Annotated in this window: 15 protein-coding genes and 1 pseudogene; 9 read left to right on the top strand and 7 right to left on the bottom strand. The window is 75.4% G+C overall.

Features of this window, described 5'->3' with window-relative positions:
- Nucleotides 1–264: pseudogene (locus E9565_RS03795) on the bottom strand (MFS transporter); the annotation flags it as partial.
- Nucleotides 265–285: 21 nt separating this feature from the next.
- On the opposite strand from E9565_RS03795, the gene E9565_RS03800 reads away from it, so the two are divergent.
- Nucleotides 286–912: a TetR/AcrR family transcriptional regulator gene (locus E9565_RS03800; protein ID WP_236834101.1), complete on the top strand. Its 627-nt coding sequence runs from the start codon at nt 286–288 to the stop codon at nt 910–912.
- Between the two features lie 61 nt (nt 913–973).
- On the opposite strand, the gene E9565_RS03805 is transcribed toward E9565_RS03800, so the two are convergent.
- Nucleotides 974–1,909 (bottom strand): sugar phosphate isomerase/epimerase, encoded by a 936-nt coding sequence (locus E9565_RS03805; RefSeq protein WP_236834102.1) that lies wholly within the window; start codon nt 1,907–1,909, stop codon nt 974–976.
- Between the two features lie 453 nt (nt 1,910–2,362).
- Between E9565_RS03805 and E9565_RS03810 the strand changes: the two genes are divergently transcribed.
- Nucleotides 2,363–2,836 (top strand): hypothetical protein, encoded by a 474-nt coding sequence (locus E9565_RS03810; RefSeq protein WP_236834103.1) that lies wholly within the window; start codon nt 2,363–2,365, stop codon nt 2,834–2,836.
- 44 nt (nt 2,837–2,880) lie between these two features.
- Here E9565_RS03810 and E9565_RS03815 read toward each other — a convergent pair whose 3' ends face one another.
- Complete coding sequence (locus E9565_RS03815; protein WP_236827218.1) at nt 2,881–3,378, bottom strand: MarR family transcriptional regulator; 498 nt, start codon at nt 3,376–3,378, stop codon at nt 2,881–2,883.
- 75 nt (nt 3,379–3,453) lie between these two features.
- On the opposite strand from E9565_RS03815, the gene E9565_RS03820 reads away from it, so the two are divergent.
- The 3 genes from E9565_RS03820 to E9565_RS03830 all read left to right on the top strand — a co-directional run bounded on the left by E9565_RS03820 (nt 3,454) and on the right by E9565_RS03830 (nt 7,868).
- Nucleotides 3,454–4,377, top strand: coding sequence for an ABC transporter ATP-binding protein (locus E9565_RS03820; protein WP_236834104.1), 924 nt, complete (start codon nt 3,454–3,456; stop codon nt 4,375–4,377).
- Nucleotides 4,374–6,026: an ABC transporter permease gene (locus tag E9565_RS03825; RefSeq protein WP_236834105.1), complete on the top strand. Its 1,653-nt coding sequence runs from the start codon at nt 4,374–4,376 to the stop codon at nt 6,024–6,026. The genes E9565_RS03820 and E9565_RS03825 overlap by 4 nt, the downstream gene beginning before the upstream one ends.
- A gap of 126 nt (nt 6,027–6,152) precedes the next feature.
- Nucleotides 6,153–7,868, top strand: a complete 1,716-nt coding sequence (locus tag E9565_RS03830) for a heme peroxidase family protein (protein WP_236834106.1) — start codon at nt 6,153–6,155, stop codon at nt 7,866–7,868.
- A 48-nt stretch (nt 7,869–7,916) separates the two neighbouring features.
- Here E9565_RS03830 and E9565_RS03835 read toward each other — a convergent pair whose 3' ends face one another.
- Together E9565_RS03835 and E9565_RS03840 are read right to left on the bottom strand one after the other, a co-directional pair.
- Nucleotides 7,917–8,834 carry a hypothetical protein gene (locus E9565_RS03835; RefSeq protein WP_236827222.1) on the bottom strand — a complete coding sequence of 306 codons (918 nt, stop codon included), beginning with the start codon at nt 8,832–8,834 and terminating at the stop codon, nt 7,917–7,919.
- Between the two features lie 48 nt (nt 8,835–8,882).
- On the bottom strand, nt 8,883–9,761 hold the full coding sequence (locus E9565_RS03840; protein ID WP_236827223.1) for a sulfotransferase: 879 nt from the start codon (nt 9,759–9,761) through the stop codon (nt 8,883–8,885).
- A 149-nt stretch (nt 9,762–9,910) separates the two neighbouring features.
- On the opposite strand from E9565_RS03840, the gene E9565_RS23080 reads away from it, so the two are divergent.
- From E9565_RS23080 to E9565_RS03860, 4 genes are read left to right on the top strand one after another with little or no spacing between them, the layout of a single operon-like run.
- Nucleotides 9,911–11,308 (top strand): hypothetical protein, encoded by a 1,398-nt coding sequence (locus tag E9565_RS23080; protein WP_236834107.1) that lies wholly within the window; start codon nt 9,911–9,913, stop codon nt 11,306–11,308.
- Entirely contained in the window at nt 11,305–12,693 is a 1,389-nt protein-coding gene (locus E9565_RS23085; RefSeq protein WP_236827225.1) for a lipopolysaccharide biosynthesis protein, read from the top strand. Before E9565_RS23080 ends, E9565_RS23085 begins: the two co-directional genes overlap by 4 nt.
- Entirely contained in the window at nt 12,690–13,616 is a 927-nt protein-coding gene (locus E9565_RS03855; protein WP_236827226.1) for a sulfotransferase, read from the top strand. The genes E9565_RS23085 and E9565_RS03855 overlap by 4 nt, the downstream gene beginning before the upstream one ends.
- Complete coding sequence (locus E9565_RS03860) at nt 13,577–14,788, top strand: glycosyltransferase family 4 protein (RefSeq protein WP_236834108.1); 1,212 nt, start codon at nt 13,577–13,579, stop codon at nt 14,786–14,788. Before E9565_RS03855 ends, E9565_RS03860 begins: the two co-directional genes overlap by 40 nt.
- Here E9565_RS03860 and E9565_RS03865 read toward each other — a convergent pair.
- A complete protein-coding gene (locus E9565_RS03865) occupies nt 14,751–15,968 on the bottom strand; it encodes a glycosyltransferase (protein ID WP_236827228.1) in 1,218 nt (405 codons plus the stop codon). The two genes, E9565_RS03860 and E9565_RS03865, sit on opposite strands and share 38 nt — an antisense overlap.
- Entirely contained in the window at nt 15,965–16,888 is a 924-nt protein-coding gene (locus tag E9565_RS03870; RefSeq protein ID WP_236834109.1) for a sulfotransferase, read from the bottom strand. Before E9565_RS03870 ends, E9565_RS03865 begins: the two co-directional genes overlap by 4 nt.
- Between the last annotated feature and the right edge of the window lie 38 nt (nt 16,889–16,926).

Consider the following 16,926-nt stretch of genomic DNA (forward strand, 5'->3'; position numbering starts at 1 on the left):
GAGCGCGCCCCGCCCCCGGCCGCGCGCGACGAGGAGCGGGGTCAGCAGCGCGGCGACGCAGTAGGCCGCGTAGCCGCCGGCCGCCAGCGCACCCGCGGTGCCGGCGGAGAAGCCGAACGCGGCGCGGAACTGCGGCAGGTAGAGGCCGAAGCCGTACCGGGCGAGCCCGTAGGTGACGGCGATGACGGCGAGGCCCGCGCCGACCAGCGCCAGCGGCCGCACCTCCGGTGGCCCGTCATGGGCGCGTAACGATCGTTTCGGCATAACGGTCGTTACCGTAGTGCCGTGCCCCGGACGCCCGCGACCCCGACGGCGCGGCAGCGGCTGCTCTCGGCCGCGTCCGAGCTGTTCTACGAATCGGGCATCGCCGCGACGGGTGTGGACGCCGTCCTGGCGCGGGCCGGCGTCTCGCCGGCCACGATGTACGCCCACTTCGCCGGCAAGGACGCGCTGGTGGCCGCCTACCTGGAGGAGCGGCACCACCGGTGGCGCGGTGTCTGGGACGAGGTCCTGGCCGAGTCCGGTGACCACCGCGACCGGCTCCTGTCGGTCTTCGACGCGCTGACGCGCTACCGCCGGCGGACCGGCGACCGTCGCGGCTGCGGGTTCCAGGCCGCCGCGACCGAGCTGCCGGTCGGCCACCCCGGCCAGACCTGGCTCGCCGCCGACACCGCCCTCCTCTCCGGACGACTGCTCGAGCTCGCGCGCGCCGCCGGCGCGGACCGACCCGGCGAGCTCGCCGCGGACCTGCTGCTCCTCTACGACGGCGCGCTCGCCGGGCTCGCCCGGCGGGCGGCCGCTCCGGCCGGGTTCGACCAGGACCCTCTCGGCCGCGCCCGGGTGACCGCGCAGCTGCTCCTGGCCACCCGGCTCCCCGACGCGGGCAGCGCCCCCCGCCGTCCGCCCGCCTGACGCGGAGCGGGGCGGCCCCGGAACCCGGGACCACCCCTCTCGTGCGAGCGTGCGCGGTCTGTCAGCGGGTCGAGCAGGTGAGGTGCGCGAAGCCCTCCTCGGGCGCCTCGAACGGGTCGAACGCCACGTCGCCGAAGCGGGGGTCGTGCTCGACGACGTAGGACCGGGTGCTGCCTCCGGCCGCCCGGAAGATCGCCGCGAAGTCGATGTCCCCGCGGCCGACGATCTCGATCCGCCGCTCCACGTCCTCGTTCAGGTCCTTCACGTGCAGCAGCCGGATCCGGTTGCCGTACTCCTCGATCACGTCGATCGGGTCGGTGCCGGCGTAGGTCACCCAGTACAGGTCGAGCTGCGACACCACGTGCCGCCGCTCGGTGTGCTGCATGAGGACGTCGAAGGCGGTGCGGTCGCCGAAGGTGGTCTCGAACTCCCAGTCGTGGTTGTGGACCATCAGCCACTGGCCCGCCTTGCGCGCCTGCTCCCCGACGGTGTCCAGGTACTCGGCGTAGGCGGTCCACTCGGCCTCGCTCTCGTACTGCGGCGTGCCACCGGAGCCGAAGTACGTGACGCCCAGGACGCGGTTGTCCGCGAGGATCTGCTCGATGTCCGCCGGCTCCTCGGGGGTGCCGACGTCGACGTGCCGCGCCGGGGCCTGGAGCCGGTACTTCCGGAGCAGCTCGGCGTACCGCTCGGCCGTCATCCCGCTGAGGGTGAAGGGCTCGACGTTCCGGTACCCCATCTCGCTGAGGCTGCGGAGCACCTCCTCGTGCCGCGCCTGGGTGGCCGCGTCGGTGCCGAAGCCGATGTGCTCGGCGAAGGTCCACAGCTGGACGGAGACCAGGCGGGCCGGCACCGGGCGACCGACGCACGAGGACTCCCCGCGCTCCTCGGTGGCGGGCGGGGCCGCGCTCGCCGGGCCGACGAGGCCGACGAGCAGCAGGGAGGACAGTGCGGCGAACAGCGCCGCCCGCAGGGCGTGGCGCAGGTTTCTCGACAAAAGGGAGATCCTCTCGGGTGGGTGGCGAACGCGTGCCGCCGGCCGCCGACCACCCCACCCGCTGATCGCCGCCGGGGCCCGGTGGGCACCCGGCCGCCACGGGTGAGTCCGGGCCTGCGCCGAGGGCTGTGTGCTGCGCCACAAAAGCTAGCAACACTTCTGCACCACCGAAAGCGGAAGTCCGTTCACCGGCGAGCAGATGCCTGCGCGCGGAGCCGCCGGGTCGCGACCGCCCGGCTCACCAGCGCGGACGCCCGCAGACGAGCAGGTCGGCCCGGACCAGCACCGGCTCCGGCCACCAGCGATCCCCCATGGTGCGCAGCGGGCCGTCCCGCTCCCCCCGGGGTGCCCGGCGGACGCGCCGCCCCGTCGTCGGGCCGGCTGTCCGTGCGGGCCCGGGACGAGGACCGACCGCGGCACCGCGGCGCCGTTCGCGTTCGCCATCATGGCCCCATGAGCACTCCGCCGACGCGCTCCGGCGCGTTCGCGGCCCTGGTCGGCGGGGTCGCCACCGCGGCCTGGTACGCCACGCCCGACCTCATCCCTTCCCGCACCGCGCGGGGCTGGGCGAAGGCCGCGATCATGGTCGCCTCCCTCACCGCCTCCGCCCCCGACCTGCGGGCCGCACGGGTGGCCTTCCGCGACCTCCGCGAGGAGGTGCACCCCGCGGAGGCCTGGCGCGCACTGCCGCCGACGAGCAAGGCCGCCCTCGCCGGGGTCGGGAGCACCGCACTGGCCGCCTCGGTTGCGGGCGTGGTCGCCGGCGAGCGGTGGGCGTTCCGCCGGGGACAGGCGCGGGCCGCCGCCGGCAAGCGGTGGCCGCACGCCGGCCCGGCGCTGGTGTACGGCGCGCTGGCGAGCGCGCTCTGGCTGATCCCTCCTCCGGGGGCTCCGGGCACCACGGGCGGGGACCACCCCACCGGCTGAGGCGCCCCACCGGCGGGTCGCCACCGGTCAGCCGGCGAGGCGAGTCAGCCCCGCCTGCGGCGCTCGCGCTCCTCGGGCCAGCGGACGACGGCGTCGGCCAGCACCTCGTGCAGGAACGCGAGGAACTCCCGGGTCTCGACGAGCCGTCGCCCACCCGGGCGGCCTGCGCCGAGCTGCTCGATGCCGGCCGCCACGACGTCCTGGAACCGCTGCAGGGCCTGCACCTCTGCGGTGACGAACCGGGTCCAGAGGTGTGCGTCGTCCAGGACGTACAGATCGCTACGGGTGCCGGGCTCGCGCTCGCGCACGAGGAAGCCGATCTGCACCAGCTGGCGGACCGCCCCGCTGATCGCCGCCGGGCTCACCTGCAGCCCCTCGGCCAGCTCGGCGGCCGTGTAGCGGTCGGCGTCGTCGGCCAGGGCGTAGGCGAACACCCGTGCCGGCATGGGCTGCATGCCCGACTCGCGCAGCACCAGGGCGAACCGCTCCACGAAACGCAGGAGCGTCGCCCGCCCGGCGTCGATGTTCTCCGCGACCGTCACGTCGCCCACGATACCCGACGTGTTCCGTCATCAATGAACTTCACACTTTCGTGAATCGTCTGTAGCGTGCCGACCATGACGGCGATCTCCGTCTCGGGGCTGGTCAAGACCTTCGGGGCGACCCGGGCGCTGGACGGCCTGGACCTCGAGGTGGCCACCGGCGAGGTGCACGGTTTCCTCGGCCCGAACGGCTCGGGCAAGTCCACGACCATCCGGGTGCTGCTCGGCCTGCTGCGCCCGGACGCGGGCCGCGTCCGGCTGCTGGAGGGCGATCCGTGGCGGGACGCCGTCGCGCTGCACCGGCGCCTGGGCTACGTGCCCGGCGACGTCACCCTCTGGCCGAACATCTCCGGCGGCGAGTCGATCGACCTCCTCGGCCACCTCCGGGGCGGGCTGGACGCGCGCCGCCGCGCCGAGCTGCTCGACCGGTTCGACCTCGACCCGCGGAAGAAGGCGCGCACGTACTCCAAGGGCAACCGGCAGAAGGTCGCCCTGGTCGCCGCCCTGGCCTCGGACGCCGAGCTCCTGGTGCTGGACGAGCCGACCTCGGGCCTCGACCCGCTGATGGAGGCCGTCTTCCAGGAGTGCATCCGCGAGGTGCGCGCCGAGGGCCGGACCGTGCTGCTGTCCAGCCACATCCTGGCCGAGGCCGAAGCGCTCTGCGACCGGGTGAGCATCATCCGCCACGGCCGGACGGTGCAGAGCGGCAGCCTCGACGAGCTGCGGCACCTGACCCGCACCGCCATCACCGCCGAGACGGCGCGCCCGGCGACCGGCCTGGAGTCGCTGGCCGGCGTCCACGACCTGCGCCACGAGGACGGCCGGGTGCGCTTCGACGTCGACACCGACGCCCTGGACGGGGCACTGCGCCACCTCACCGGCTTCGGCGTCGTCAGCCTCACCAGCGCGCCGCCGACGTTGGAGGAGCTGTTCCTGCGCCACTACGGCGACGAGCTCGCCGAGAACGGCGCCGCTGCCCGGGAGCCGGTGCGGTCGTGAGCACGCAGCTGTCCGAGGCCCCCGCCCGTCCCGCCGCACCGGTGCGGCCGGGCCGCTCCGCCACCACCACCGGGACGGCGGCGCTGTTCCGCTTCGCGCTGCGCCGCGACCGCATCCGGCTGCCGGTCTGGATCGCCGCCGGGACGGCGATGGTGGCGCTGCAGTCGGTGTCGAGCCAGTCCTTCTACGACACCCCCGGGTCGCTGGCGGCCTACCGCGCCTCCGTCGGCAGCAACGCGGCCACGATCGCCCTGGCCGGACCGCCGGTCGGGCTGGACACCGTGGCCGGCGCGGTGGCGTTCGAGATCTCGGCGACGGTCATGCTGATCGCGGCGCTGATGGCGATGTTCACCGTCACCCGGCACACCCGCGCCGACGAGGAGGCCGGGCGCACCGAGCTGCTCCGCTCCGCGCGGGTCGGCCGGCACGCGCCGATGCTCGCCGCCGTCCTGCTCGCCGGGCTGGCGTGCGCCGCGCTGGCGGTGGCGGTCGGCATCGGGGCCACCGCTACCGGCCTGCCGGCGACGGGCTCGTTCGTGCTCGGCGCCTCCTTCGGGGCGTGCGGCCTGGTGTTCACCGGCATCACCGCCGTGGCGGCGCAGGTGACCGGCCACACCCGGTCGGTGTACGGCCTGGTGGGCGGGTTGTTCGCGGTCTTCTTCGTGCTGCGCGCCGTCGGTGACATCGAGGGCAACTGGGTCGTCTGGACCTCGCCGATCGGCTGGGCGCAGGCCAGCCACCCGTTCTCCGACGACGCCGTCCTCCCCCTCCTGCTGTGCCTGGTGGCCGCCGTCGTCCTGGTCCTCGGCGGGTTCGCGCTGCTCGACCGCCGCGACCTGGGCGCCGGGCTCACCCAGCCGCGCCCGGGGCGCGCCACCGCGACGCCCTGGCTGCGCTCCCCGCTGGCCCTCGCCGTGCGGCTGCAGCGCGGCGCCTTCCTCGCCTGGGCGCTGGGCCTGGCGCTGCTCGGCGTGGTCTACGGCGCGCTGGCCGACTCCGTGGAGACGCTCATCGCCGGCAACGAGGAGGCGCTGGCGGTGTTCGGCGATCCGGACGTCGACGACCTGGTCGACGCCTACCTCAGCACGACGTTCAGCATCACCGCGCTGCTCGCGGCGGCCTACGCCGTCTCCTCGGTGCTCCGCGCCCGCACCGAGGAGTCCGAGCAGCGCGCCGAGCCCGTGCTGGCGACGGCGACGAGCCGGTCGGCCTGGCTGGGCAGCCACGTCGCCGTCGCGCTGGTGGGGTCGGCCCTCGCCATGACGGCCTCGGGCGTCACCACCGGCGTGGTCCGCGTGCTGCAGACCGGTGAGGCGGCTGCCTTCGGTCGGATGGTGGGGGCCGCGGTCGCCTACGTGCCCGCCGTGTGGGTGGTCGCCGGCCTCGCGGTGGCGCTGTTCGGGCTGCTCCCCCGCCTGGCGGCCGCGCTCGCCTGGACGGCCGTGGGGCTGTTCCTCGTGATCACGATGTTCGCCGAGTCGTTCGACTGGCCGGGCTGGGTCAGCGACCTCTCCCCCGTCAGCTGGGTGCCGCTCATGCCGCTGGAGCCGTTCACCGCCGGTCCGGTGCTGGTGCTCACCGCCATCGCCGGCGCCCTGCTCGCCGCGGGTTCCGCCGGCTTCCGCCGCCGGGACCTGGCGACCGGATGACCGTCCGGCACCCCAGAACTAGGGGTCGGCCGACCCCACGGACGCGTCTGCCCGCCGCCCGTCCCGCTGGCGACGCTGCTCCCGCAGCGGGCCGCGGGGTCCGGATCACGCGTGGAGGCGATGAGGGTGCAGGACTCCCAGGGAGCAGGCGGCGGGTGCCCGTTCAGCGGTGCCGGGCGGGAGCACGGGGTGGCCCGCCGCGGCTTCCTCGCCGGTGCGCTGGCGGTCGCCGTCGCACCCGTCGTCGGCGGGATCGGGGGTGCGCGCGCCGAGGTGGTCAGCACCGAACCGGTCACCGACCCGACCGCCCCCGCGCCGGTGACCGAAGGCCCCGCGGAGACGGCCGCCCACGCCGTGGGCGACCCGCGGGGCGCCGAGGTCGCCGCGCGGATCGACCGGAAGCTCGAGGCGCGCTTCGGCCTGATGTTCAAGGACCTGCCGCCCTTCGCCCCGACCGACGGCCTGCTGCTGTGGCTCGCGGCGAGCATGAACGACGGCAAGGCGCCCCTGTCCGACGTCAAGGACAGCGACGTCGCCTTCGACAACCCGGGCATCCCGGCCGGCTACATCTACTTCGGTCAGTTCGTCGACCACGACATGACGCTGGACAAGACGCCGCTGACCCACCGGCTGCAGGACCCGATGGCCATGAAGAACTACGACACCCCGTGGTTCGACCTCGGCAGCGTCTACGGCAAGGGCATCAAGGGCAGTCCCCAGCTCTACGACCCCGAGCGCCACGGCTACCTGCGGGTGTGGGAGCACGACGACCTGGTCGACCTGCCGCGCGACGACGTCGGGGCCGCCTACCTGGGCGACCCGCGCAACGACGAGAACCTCATCGTCGCCCAGCTGCACACCGTCTTCATCCGGCTGCACAACAGCTTCATGGACCAGGGCATGACCTACGCCCAGGCCCAGCGGCAGACCCGGTGGCACTACCAGTGGCTCATCGTCAACGACTACCTGCCGCGCATCGTCGGCAAGCCGGTCGTGAGCAGCCTGATCAAGCGCGACGGCACGATCAAGTTCACCGGCACCCTCTACCAGCCCGAGCACCCCGAGAACCCCTACATGCCGATCGAGTACTCGGGCGCCGCCTACCGTTTCGGGCACAGCATGATCCGCGCCGAGTACGAGATGCAGGACGGGCACACCGTGCCGATCTTCGGCGCCGACGGCTTCGAGGACCTGCGCGGGAACCGGCCGATCCCGGCCAACCTGTGGTGCGACTGGAACTACTTCTTCGACATCCCCGGGCTCGAGCCGCCGGACGACCGCAACATGGCCCGGCTCATCGACACCCAGATGTCCCTGCCGCTGTTCACCCTGCCCTCCACCGTCGTCGCGCCCACCAGCAAGGCGATCGTCGCCCTCGCCGAGCGCAACCTGCTGCGCGGCAAGCGGCTGGGCCTCCCCTGCGGCCAGGACGTCGCCACCGCGATGGGCGTCACGCCGCTCACGAACGCCGAGCTGGGCCTCAAGCAGCCGGGCTGGGGCGGCAAGGCCCCGCTCTGGTACTACGTGCTCAAGGAGGCCGAGCTGCTCGCCGGCGGACGTCGGCTCGGCCCGGTGGGCGGGCGGATCGTCGCCGAGACGATCCTCGGCATCATGGCCCTGGACCCCGAGTCCTACTTCAACCGCAAGCCCTCGTTCCAGTGGCAGGAGAAGAAGACCGTCGGCGACCTGATCCTCCTCGCCGGCGCCCTCGACCCGCGCTCGCGGATCGTGCAGCCCGAGGACGAGGTGGAGGAGACCGGCGCCCTCCCGCTGGAGCCCGACGAGGAGATCAACCCGGAGGCGACCTCCCCGGTCGACTCGGAGAACCTCCTCACCCCGTGAACCCGGCCGGCCCCGGGTCGGGCGCGGGCCGGGTACGCGGAGGACGCCTCAGCGGCGGCGCAGCGCCTGCGCCGCCGCCACCGCACCGCCGGCGAGCACCAGGCCGGCGACGACACCGACCAGCACGTTGCGCCGCAGCGATCCGTCCGCCCGCTCGTCCGGCAGCTCGGCCGCGCTGCTGACGTAGGCGAGCGCCTGCGGGTTCTCCATCACCCGCAGGTCGACGTCGAGGCTCGCGATCTGGGTGTTGAGCCGGCGCAGCTCCGTCTCCACGGGGTCGAGCTCCGAGCTCAACGTCCGCTGGATCGCCAGCCGCTGGTTGAGCAGCCGGGAGAGCTCGACGGGGTCGGTCTCCACGGCCACGGCCTCGTCCAGCGCGGCCACCGGCTGGAGGATCTCCTGCTGCCTCGCCTGCAGTGCGTCGCGGTCGCCGATCAGCAGGTCGCGCAGGGCCGCGGTCTCGGCGACGTCGCTCGCGTGACGCACCGCCACGTAGGTCTCCGCCCAGGTCTGCGCGGCGTCCTGAGCGGCTTCGGCAGAGCCGGCCTCGGCGACGAAGACCAGCGCACTGGAGTCGGCGGTGCCGCGCACCTCGACCTCGGCCTCGTCGCCCGCGGCCTCGGCCGCGAGCCGCTGGAACTCGTCGCTCCCGACGTAGACCAGCTCGGCGGCCGGTGAGCGGATCAGCGCACCGGCCGACGTGCCGCCGGTGCGCGGGAAGAGCTGGCGGCTGTCCTCGGTGCGGATCAGGACCTCCGCGTCGGCCCGGTACACCGGGCCGAGCACGAACAGGGAGCCGACCGCCACCGCCAGCACGAGGAGGAAGGTGGTGAGCGCGAGCCACCAGTAGCGCCGCAGCGCGGCGAGGTACTCGGCCAGCCCGGAGCGCTCGGCCTCCGGCCGGTGGGTGCCGCCGGCGCGGTCCACGTTCGGGTGCGACGTTCCGTCAGGGGCGGTCTCCAGCACGGCGGTGAAGGTACCGGCAACTCACGGGATCCTGTGGTCTCGGTCGCATCACGATCGCCAGGCGCCGAGGGACCGGCCGAGCGCCGCGGCGAGGTCCTCGTTCGGTCCCGCGAAGCGTTCGTGCAGCGCGGCAGCGGTCGCGGGCGCCATGGGCGGGAAGGCCGCCGGCCCCTCGTTCAGCCGGTTGACCAGGTGGCGGACGCGGTACAGCGTCCGGCTCGGCACCCGGGCGAGGAGCCGGCGTGCAGGGCTCCCGGGCCGTTGCGCGGCCAGGAAGGCCCGGGCGAACGACGCCGACCGGGGGGACCGCCCCTCGTTGTGCCCTGCCGTCGCGTCCGGGACGTGCGGCGGGAGGCCGGCCAGGTCGAACAGCTCCGCGCAGATGCCCACGGCGTCCGCGCGCAGGTCGTCGGAGAGGTAGATGCGCAGCCGCTCCGGCGGCACCGTCTCCAGGAGCGCCCGCACGTGCGGCGCGTAGATGCCGTTCCCGACGTACTGCATGTCCCGGGCCCGCGGCGGTGCGCTCACCGCCCGGCCCGGCTCCCGCGCCAGGCCCTCCTCGAAGGTGGCCGCGTCCTCCCAGCCGCGCAGCCGGGCGTAGTGGAAGTGCGAGTACGCGCGCGGCACGGGCGCGCGGAGGACGGCGACCACGACTGCGGGCGTGGTGTCGGCGATGCGGCGCACCGCGGCCGGGTCGTACATGGCCATCGTGTGCTTGGCGAGCAGCGGCGCGTCCCCCACCGACGGCGGGAAGTACTTCTCGACCGCGTGCGCCCACCCCCGGGCGACCTCCTCGCCCCGGCCGAAGAACGGCATCTCCCGGTGCACGTGGCTGCGCACGTCGGGGTGCTGGGCCAGGTAGTGGAACAGCGCCGTGGAGCCGCTCTTCGGCGCACCGACGATCATCAGCCTCGGGCCCGGACGCACCCGCGGGATGCTAGGGGAACCGGCCGGTGCGGCGGAACGTCCAGGGCTCCCGCAACCCGCTCCGCTGCGTTAGCCTCGCCGACCAGCCGTCGCGGGACGGCGCAGGTCGGAGGTGCGGTGCGTCTCTCCCACGACGTGGTGGCGCGGTCGTGATCGCGCCGCTGCTCGCCGTGGCCGCGTCCGCGGTCGTGTGGGCGCTGGTCTACCGCGCCCTCGTGCGCCACCCGCTCGACGCGATGGCGCTGGTCCTCTACTACCTGGCGCTGCAGCTGCTGTGGCGCCCGCTGCTGCTGGCCGCGGAGCTGGACACCCCCTTCCCCACCCTGCTGTTCCAGGACCGGGACACCGAGCTCCTCCTGCTGCGCGGCCAGGCGGTGGTCGTGCTGTTCCTGGTCGCCCTGTGGGCCGGCGCCCGGCTGACCACCCCGCTGGTCCGGCCGGTGTCGGTGCTCTTCCCGCAGCTGCGCGGTCCCCTGCCGCCGCGGGTGCTGGTCGTCCTCGCCGTCGTCCTGACCGCTGCCGCCGCGGCCGCCACCGTCGCGCTGTGGCTCCGGTACGGCGGCCCGTCCGGGCTGCTGCAGGCCTCGAAGGTGGACCGGTCCCTGGCCGACAGCCGCGCGCTGCGGACCCTTCCTCTGCTGGCCGCGCTGCTGGGCGTGGCGGCCTGGTTCTCGGTCCGCGGGGCCGGCCTGCAGCGCCTGCTGCTCCTCGCGCTCATCGCCCTCAACGGCTACCTGAGCTGGACGTGGGGCGCCCGCGACGTGCCGGTGCTCTCGGCCATCGCGCTGCTCGCCGGCGCGCTGATCTTCGGCCGGACCGGACGCCGCGCCGCCCGCCGCCCCGACGGGCAGTGGTTGCGCGACCCGCGCTGGCGCCTGCGCTTCCTGCTGGTGCCGGTGCTGGCCCTGGCGCTGGCCTTCACGCTCCGCGCCGCCCGCGACACGGTGCTCTGGGGCGACCTGGCCCCCACGATCGAGGGGCAGGGCACCGTCCGCCAGGTCGCGGTCGCCACGAACAACACGTTCTACGACGCCCTGCTCCTCTACCTCGACGACTGGCCGGACCGGTTCGACTTCACCGGCGGCGCCGACTTCGTCGAGGGCTCGGTCGCCGCGGTGCCCTCGGTGCTGGCCGGCCCGCAGGAACCCTTCGTCTCCCCCGCCGTGCAGCTGGCGCAGACCTACATCGACCGCAACAACGGCTTCCCGGCGACCCCGGTCGGCGACTGGTACGTGAACCTGGGCTACCCGGGCATCGTGCTCGGCGGTCTGCTCAGCGGCCTGGTCGCCCGGGCGGGTCAGTTCGCGTTCCGCCGGTTCCTGCGCGATCCGCTGGTCTGGGGCTTCAGCCTCGTGTTCATGGTCCGGATCTTCCCCGGCGGCGTCTGGGCGACCTCGGCACCGAAGTGGGTGGCCATCGGCCTGCCGATCCTCGCGTTCACCGTGCTGGTCAACCTCTTCCTCCGGCGGTCCCGCGCCGACGACGAGGGAACGGCCCCGTCGGCAAGGGAGGGCGTCGCCGACGGGCGGGCGGTGGCCTCCCGGTGACCACCCCGCTCACCGGCGACCGGGGACGTGCGGGCGCACGCGGGTCCCTCCGCCGCGACACGGTCCTGGTCGTCGTCGGCCAGGTCGCCGCCGTCGTCAGCGGCCTGCTCGTCGCCCTGGTCGGGGCGCGTGTCCTGCCCACCGCCGAGTTCGGCGCCCTGTCGTGGGCCCTGAGCTGGCTGACGTTCCTCGCGGTCCTGGCCCAGTTCGGCCTCCCCCAGGTGGCCACCATCGCCGTGGCCCGGCAGGCCCGGCGCACCCACGCATCCCTGCTGCGGCGGCTCGTGCTCGCGCAGGCCGTCGGCGTCCTGGCCACGGCCGCGCTCTGGCAGTGGGCGGTGGGCCCGGCGGCGGTCGCGGCCGGCACCCCGGCGACGGCGTACCGGCCGCTGGTGCTCCTCGTGGCGCTGTGGCTGCCGGCCGCGGCCCTCTGCCCGGTGCTGGTCAACGTGCTCCGGGCGCGGAACCGCTTCGGCCTGGCCCTGGTGTTCGGCGAGCACGTCCGCCGGGTGGTGCTCGTGGTGGTCCTCCTGGCCGGCGCCGCCGGTGCCGCCGCGACCCTGTCGGCGCGGGCCGCGGTGGCGTGGACGGTGGCGGTCGAGACCGCGGTCGTCCTGCTCGCGCTGCTCCTCCTGGCCCGCGAGGTCGCGCCGGCCGGTCGGCACGCGGCCGGGCGCGCAGCGGACGACGGACCGGACGAAGGCACATCGGGGGACGGGCGGGACGGCGGCGGGTCACCCTGGCGGCTGCTGGGCACCGGTCGCGCCTTCGCCGTCGCCTCCCTCGCCTCGGTGACCCTGCCGCAGGCCGGGGTCTGGCTGCTCGCGGTGGTCGCCCCGGTCGAGGAGGTCGCGGTCTTCGCCGTGGCGGTGCGGATCGCCGTCCTGGTCGCCGTCCCGACGGCCGTCGGCGTGCGCACCCTCGCGCCGCGGGTGGCGGCGGCGTCGGCGGCCGACCGGCTGGGGGCGCTGGCGGAGCCGGTCCGCCGGTTCGCGGTGTGGTCGACGGCGGCGACCGCCACGGCGGTGGTCCTGCTGGGCGCGACCGGCCCGGTGGTGCTCCCGGCCCTGTTCGGGCCGGAGTACGCGGCGGCCGTGGTCCCGGCCCTGGTGATGAGCGCCGGCGTGCTGGTCAACGCCTGGACCGGCCCGTGCTCGGTCGTGCTCTCCCACGCCGGGCACCAGCGGGCCGTCGCGCTCAGCGCCCTGGCGGCGGCGCTGGCGTTCGCCGGGCTCGCCACCTGGTGGGGCGGGGCCTGGGGCGCCACCGGGGTCGCGGCGGCTGCGGCGGTGGCGATGAGCGCCCGCAACCTGCACCTCGCCCGCGCGGCGCACCGGGTCCTGGGGGTCCGCACGACCGCCCGCCCGCGCGGGGGCGGGTCGTGACCGGCCCGCAGTTCCTCGTGATCGGCGCCGCGCGCTCGGGGACGACGGCGCTGTACCAGTACCTGGCCGAGCACCCCGGCCTGTTCCTCACCGAGCCGAAGGAACCGCACCACTTCGCGCTCGCCGGGACGACGCCGGCGTTCACCGGCCCGGGCGACCGGCAGACGATCAACCGGCTCGCCGTCCCCGACCGGGGGGCCTACCTGCGGCTGTACCGGGACGCCCGCCCCGACCAGCTCCGCGGGGAGGCGTCGGTGTCGACGATGTACTACCCCGGAGCAGCGGCGCGCGTCCGGGAGATGGCTCCCGACGCCCGGCTCGTCGCCCTGCTGCGCGACCCGGTCGACCGGGCGTTGTCCGCCTACGGGTTCATGCGCACCCGGGGCTGGGAGCCGTGCGCCAGCTTCGAAGATGCGCTGGCCGACGAGCCGCGCCGGATCGCCGAGGGGTGGCACCACATCTGGCACTACGCCGCGATGAGCCGCTACGGCGAGCAGCTGCGCCGGGTGCTGGAGGTCTTCCCGCGCGAGCAGCTGCTGGTCCTGCGCCACGAGGACATGACGGCCGACCCCGATGCCGTGCTCGCCCGGGTCTACGCCCACCTCGGGGTGCCGCCGGTCCCCCGCACCACCACCCCGGACCCGCACCGCTCCGGCGAGCCGCGCAGCCGGTTCATCGGCCGGGTGGTCAGCACCCACCACCCGCTGAAGAAGGTCGTCTCCCCGCTCCTGCCGACGTCGCTGCGCCGCGGGCTGCGCCGGCGGATCGTCGCCCGCAACATCGTGCGGATCGGCTACCGGCCGGAGACCCGGCGCGCGCTGGTGGCCGACCTCGCTCCCGACCTCGACCTGCTCGAGCAGGTCACCGGCCTGGACGTGGCCGCATGGCGGTCGCCCGAGCGGCCGGCGGGCGGCGCCGGGTGACCGGCGGGGCCGGGCGCCTGTTCATGACCCTGCGGCTGCCCGACCGCACGGGTGCGGCCAAGATGGCGCTGGAGTTCGCCCGGGCGCTGCGCGCCGACGGCTTCGACCTCACCCTCGTGCACGGCGCCGTCCCACGGCCGAGCATCCTCCCCGACGTCGAGGCCCTCGGCGTCACGACCGTGCTGGAGCCGCGGCTGGAGCGCCCCTGGGACCCCCGCCTCGTGCCCGCGCTCGCCGATCGGGTGCGCCGCGACGGCGGGCGCTGCGTGATCGGCGTGAACCAGCGGGACCGCGCCCCGGCCCTGCTCGCGGCCGCCCGCGCCGCGGTGCCGGGGGTGCTGATGGTCCAGAACCAGCACCACTTCTGGGGGCCGCGGCCGCTGGCGGCCCTGAAGCGGCGCGGCTACCGGGCCGTCGTCGCCCGGTCGACCACGCTCGCGGTCTGCACCTCCGCCGTCGTGCAGGAGGAGATGACCGGCTTCGGGGTACCGCCCGGGCGCACCGTCGTCCTCCCCAACGGCATCGCCGTCCCGCCGCCGGTCCGGCTCGCCCCGGCCGAGCGCGCGCGGCTGCGGGCGGAGATGGGCGCCGGCGCCGACGACCTGCTGCTGGTCAACGTGGGCCGGCTGGACCCGCAGAAGGGCCAGGACGTCCTGCTGGCGGCCCTCGACGGCCTGCCCGCACCGGTGCACGTCGCGCTGGTGGGTTCGGCCGGGGACTCCGTCGCCGCCCGCCGGACCCGGGGCTACGCGTCCGCCCTGCACCGGCAGGTCCGCGACCTCGGCCTGGAGCGCGCCGTCACCTTCCTCGGCTGGCGGGACGACGTCGCCCGGCTGCTGGCCGCGGCCGACGGGTACGTGCACACCGCCCGGTGGGAGGGCCCCGCCCTGCCCCTCGCGGTCATGGAGGCGATGGCGGCCGGCTGCCCGACGGTGTTCACCGACTGCTCCGGCCGGCCGCCGGTGTTCGAGCCGGGCCGGGACGGGCTGCTGGCCGTCAGCGAGGACCCGGCATCGGTCCGGGAGCGGATCGCGGAACTGGCGGCCCTCCCGCCGGCCGAGCGCGCGGCCATGGGCGCCGCGGGCGCGGCGCTGATCCGCGCGCACTACCGGGTCGAGGACCTCGGCCGCACGTTCAGCCGGCTCGTCCGCGGAGTCCTCGACGGCGGCTGACCCGGTCGCGTCTCCGCGCCAGCAGCTCGTCGTAGAGCTCGACGTGCGCCTGCACCATCCGCTCCGGGGCGAAGTGCTCGACGAACCGCCGCCGTCCCGCCGCCCCGAGCCGGGCGGCGAGGTCCGGGTCGGTCAGCACGCGCACCAGGTCGCGGGCGAGCCCGTCCACGTCGCCCGCGGGCGACAGCAGCCCCGTCTCCCCGTGGACGACGACCTCGGGGATCCCCTCGACGCCGAAGCCGACCACCGGCCGGGCCGCCGCCATCGCCTCCAGGTTCACGATGCCGAACGCCTCCCAGCGCGACGGCAGCGCCAGCACGTCCACCGCCCGCATGACGTCGGCGAGATCGTGCCGCCAGCCGGTGAAGCGGACGTGATCAGCGACCCCCAGCTCGCCGGCCAGCGCCTCGCACTCCCCCCGGCGCGTGCCGTCACCGACCACGACGACGTGCGCCCGCGGGACCTTCGCCAGCACCGCGGGGACGGCGCGGATCAGCAGGTCGACACCCTTCTGGTCCTCGATCCGGCCGACCAGCGCGACCAGCGGCGCGTCGGGCGGCACCCCGAGCTCCCCCCGCAGACGGGCCCGGCCGGACGCGGTCCCGTCGCCCACGGCCATGCGGGCGGCGTACGGGATGACCGTGCAGTCCGCGCGCCGGAAGAGGCGGTTGCGGACGCCGACGTCGCGGATGAACGCCGAACCCGCGACGTAGTGCGTGGTGACCAGCCCGAGCACCCGCTCGACGAGCCGGTACAGCGAGCGCTTCGGCTGCCGCACCCCGGCGTGACCGGCATAGGCGTGCAGCATGTGCAGCCGGACCGGCGTGCCGGCCGACCAGGCGGCCACCCGGCCCATCGCCCCCGCGACCGAGGTGTGCGTGTGGACGACGTCGTACCGGTGCCGGCGGAGGTGCGCCCGGATGCGCAGGAACTGGCGGAGGAGCTCCACCGGGCCGTCCGGCGTCGCCTGCTTGAAGTGGCCGCTGCCGTGCGACGGGGCGTAGTCCAGCACCGGCAGGCCGCTGCGGCCGATCTCCTCGTCCAGCGGGCCACCGCCGGAGAGCGCGATCGCCACGTCGAACCGGTCCCGGGGCAGCAGGGTCGCCAGCTGCAGGAGGTGCTCGGCCGAGCCGCCGACGGTGATGCCGGTCAGCTGCAGCACCTTGACCCGGTCGCTCACGAGCGCCCCCTCACGTGCTCGGCGGTCGGCCACGCGGTCAGCCGGCGGCCGAGCAGCTCCTGCAGGGCTCCGACGTCGTCGGCGAAGGAGTCGGCCAGCCGGCTGCGGGTCGCCGGATCGATGCCCGCCGGGTCCAGGTTGGCCGAGCGGATCCGCTCCCGCTGCCGGTGCGGCACGGCCGCGGTGACCAGGCGCCGCAGCGACCGGGAGCGGCGCAGGGTGTTCAGCGCGGAGGTCACGGCGCGGCTGCGCGGCAGGCCGGAGGCGTTCACCCGGCGGGACGGGTCGATGTCGACGTCGGGGTCCACCTGCAGGAACTCGAGCACCCGCCGCAGCTGACCGGTCGGGTCCGCGGCGAACTCCTCCTGGACGACGACGAGCAGGCGGTCCCCGAACGCGGCGGCGAACGGCGCGAGCTGCCCGGCGTAACGGCTGAGCCCGGCGAGCTGCCACATGTGGCTCCACCCCGCCCGCGTGCGCTCCTCCTCGGCGGCCAGGCACTCCTCGAAGGTCCCGGCGTCGTAGCCCCGCGAGCGCAGGTACAGCCAGCTCGAGAAGGCCCGGTCGACCGGGTCCCGGAGCATGACCACCAGCCGGCACCCGGGCGCGCAGCACCGCTCGATGGCGGGGATCGCGGCGTCGGGGTGGGCCAGCGTGGTCACCGACCCCTCCCCGAGCCGCGCCTCGGCGCGCCCCTCGAACAGCGCCCGCCACGCCGCCTCACCGCGCACGGCGGTCCGGTTGACCAGGTCGTCGTCACCGAGGCCGGTGAAGCGCGGGGCGCCCTCCGGGAAGGCGAGGAAGTGCGGCTCCTTCGGGGTGGACACGAAGACGTCCGGGTGCTCGCCCAGGAAGGAGGTGAGCGCGGTCGTCCCGCTCCGGGCCGCCCCGATGACCAGGAAGTTCGCGGCTGCCCCCATCGCCGGGATGCTAGCCGCGCGCGACCCCGGGTGGCCCG

It is taken from the genome of Blastococcus sp. KM273129 (assembly GCF_021698995.1).
Lineage (GTDB): Bacteria > Actinomycetota > Actinomycetes > Mycobacteriales > Geodermatophilaceae > Blastococcus.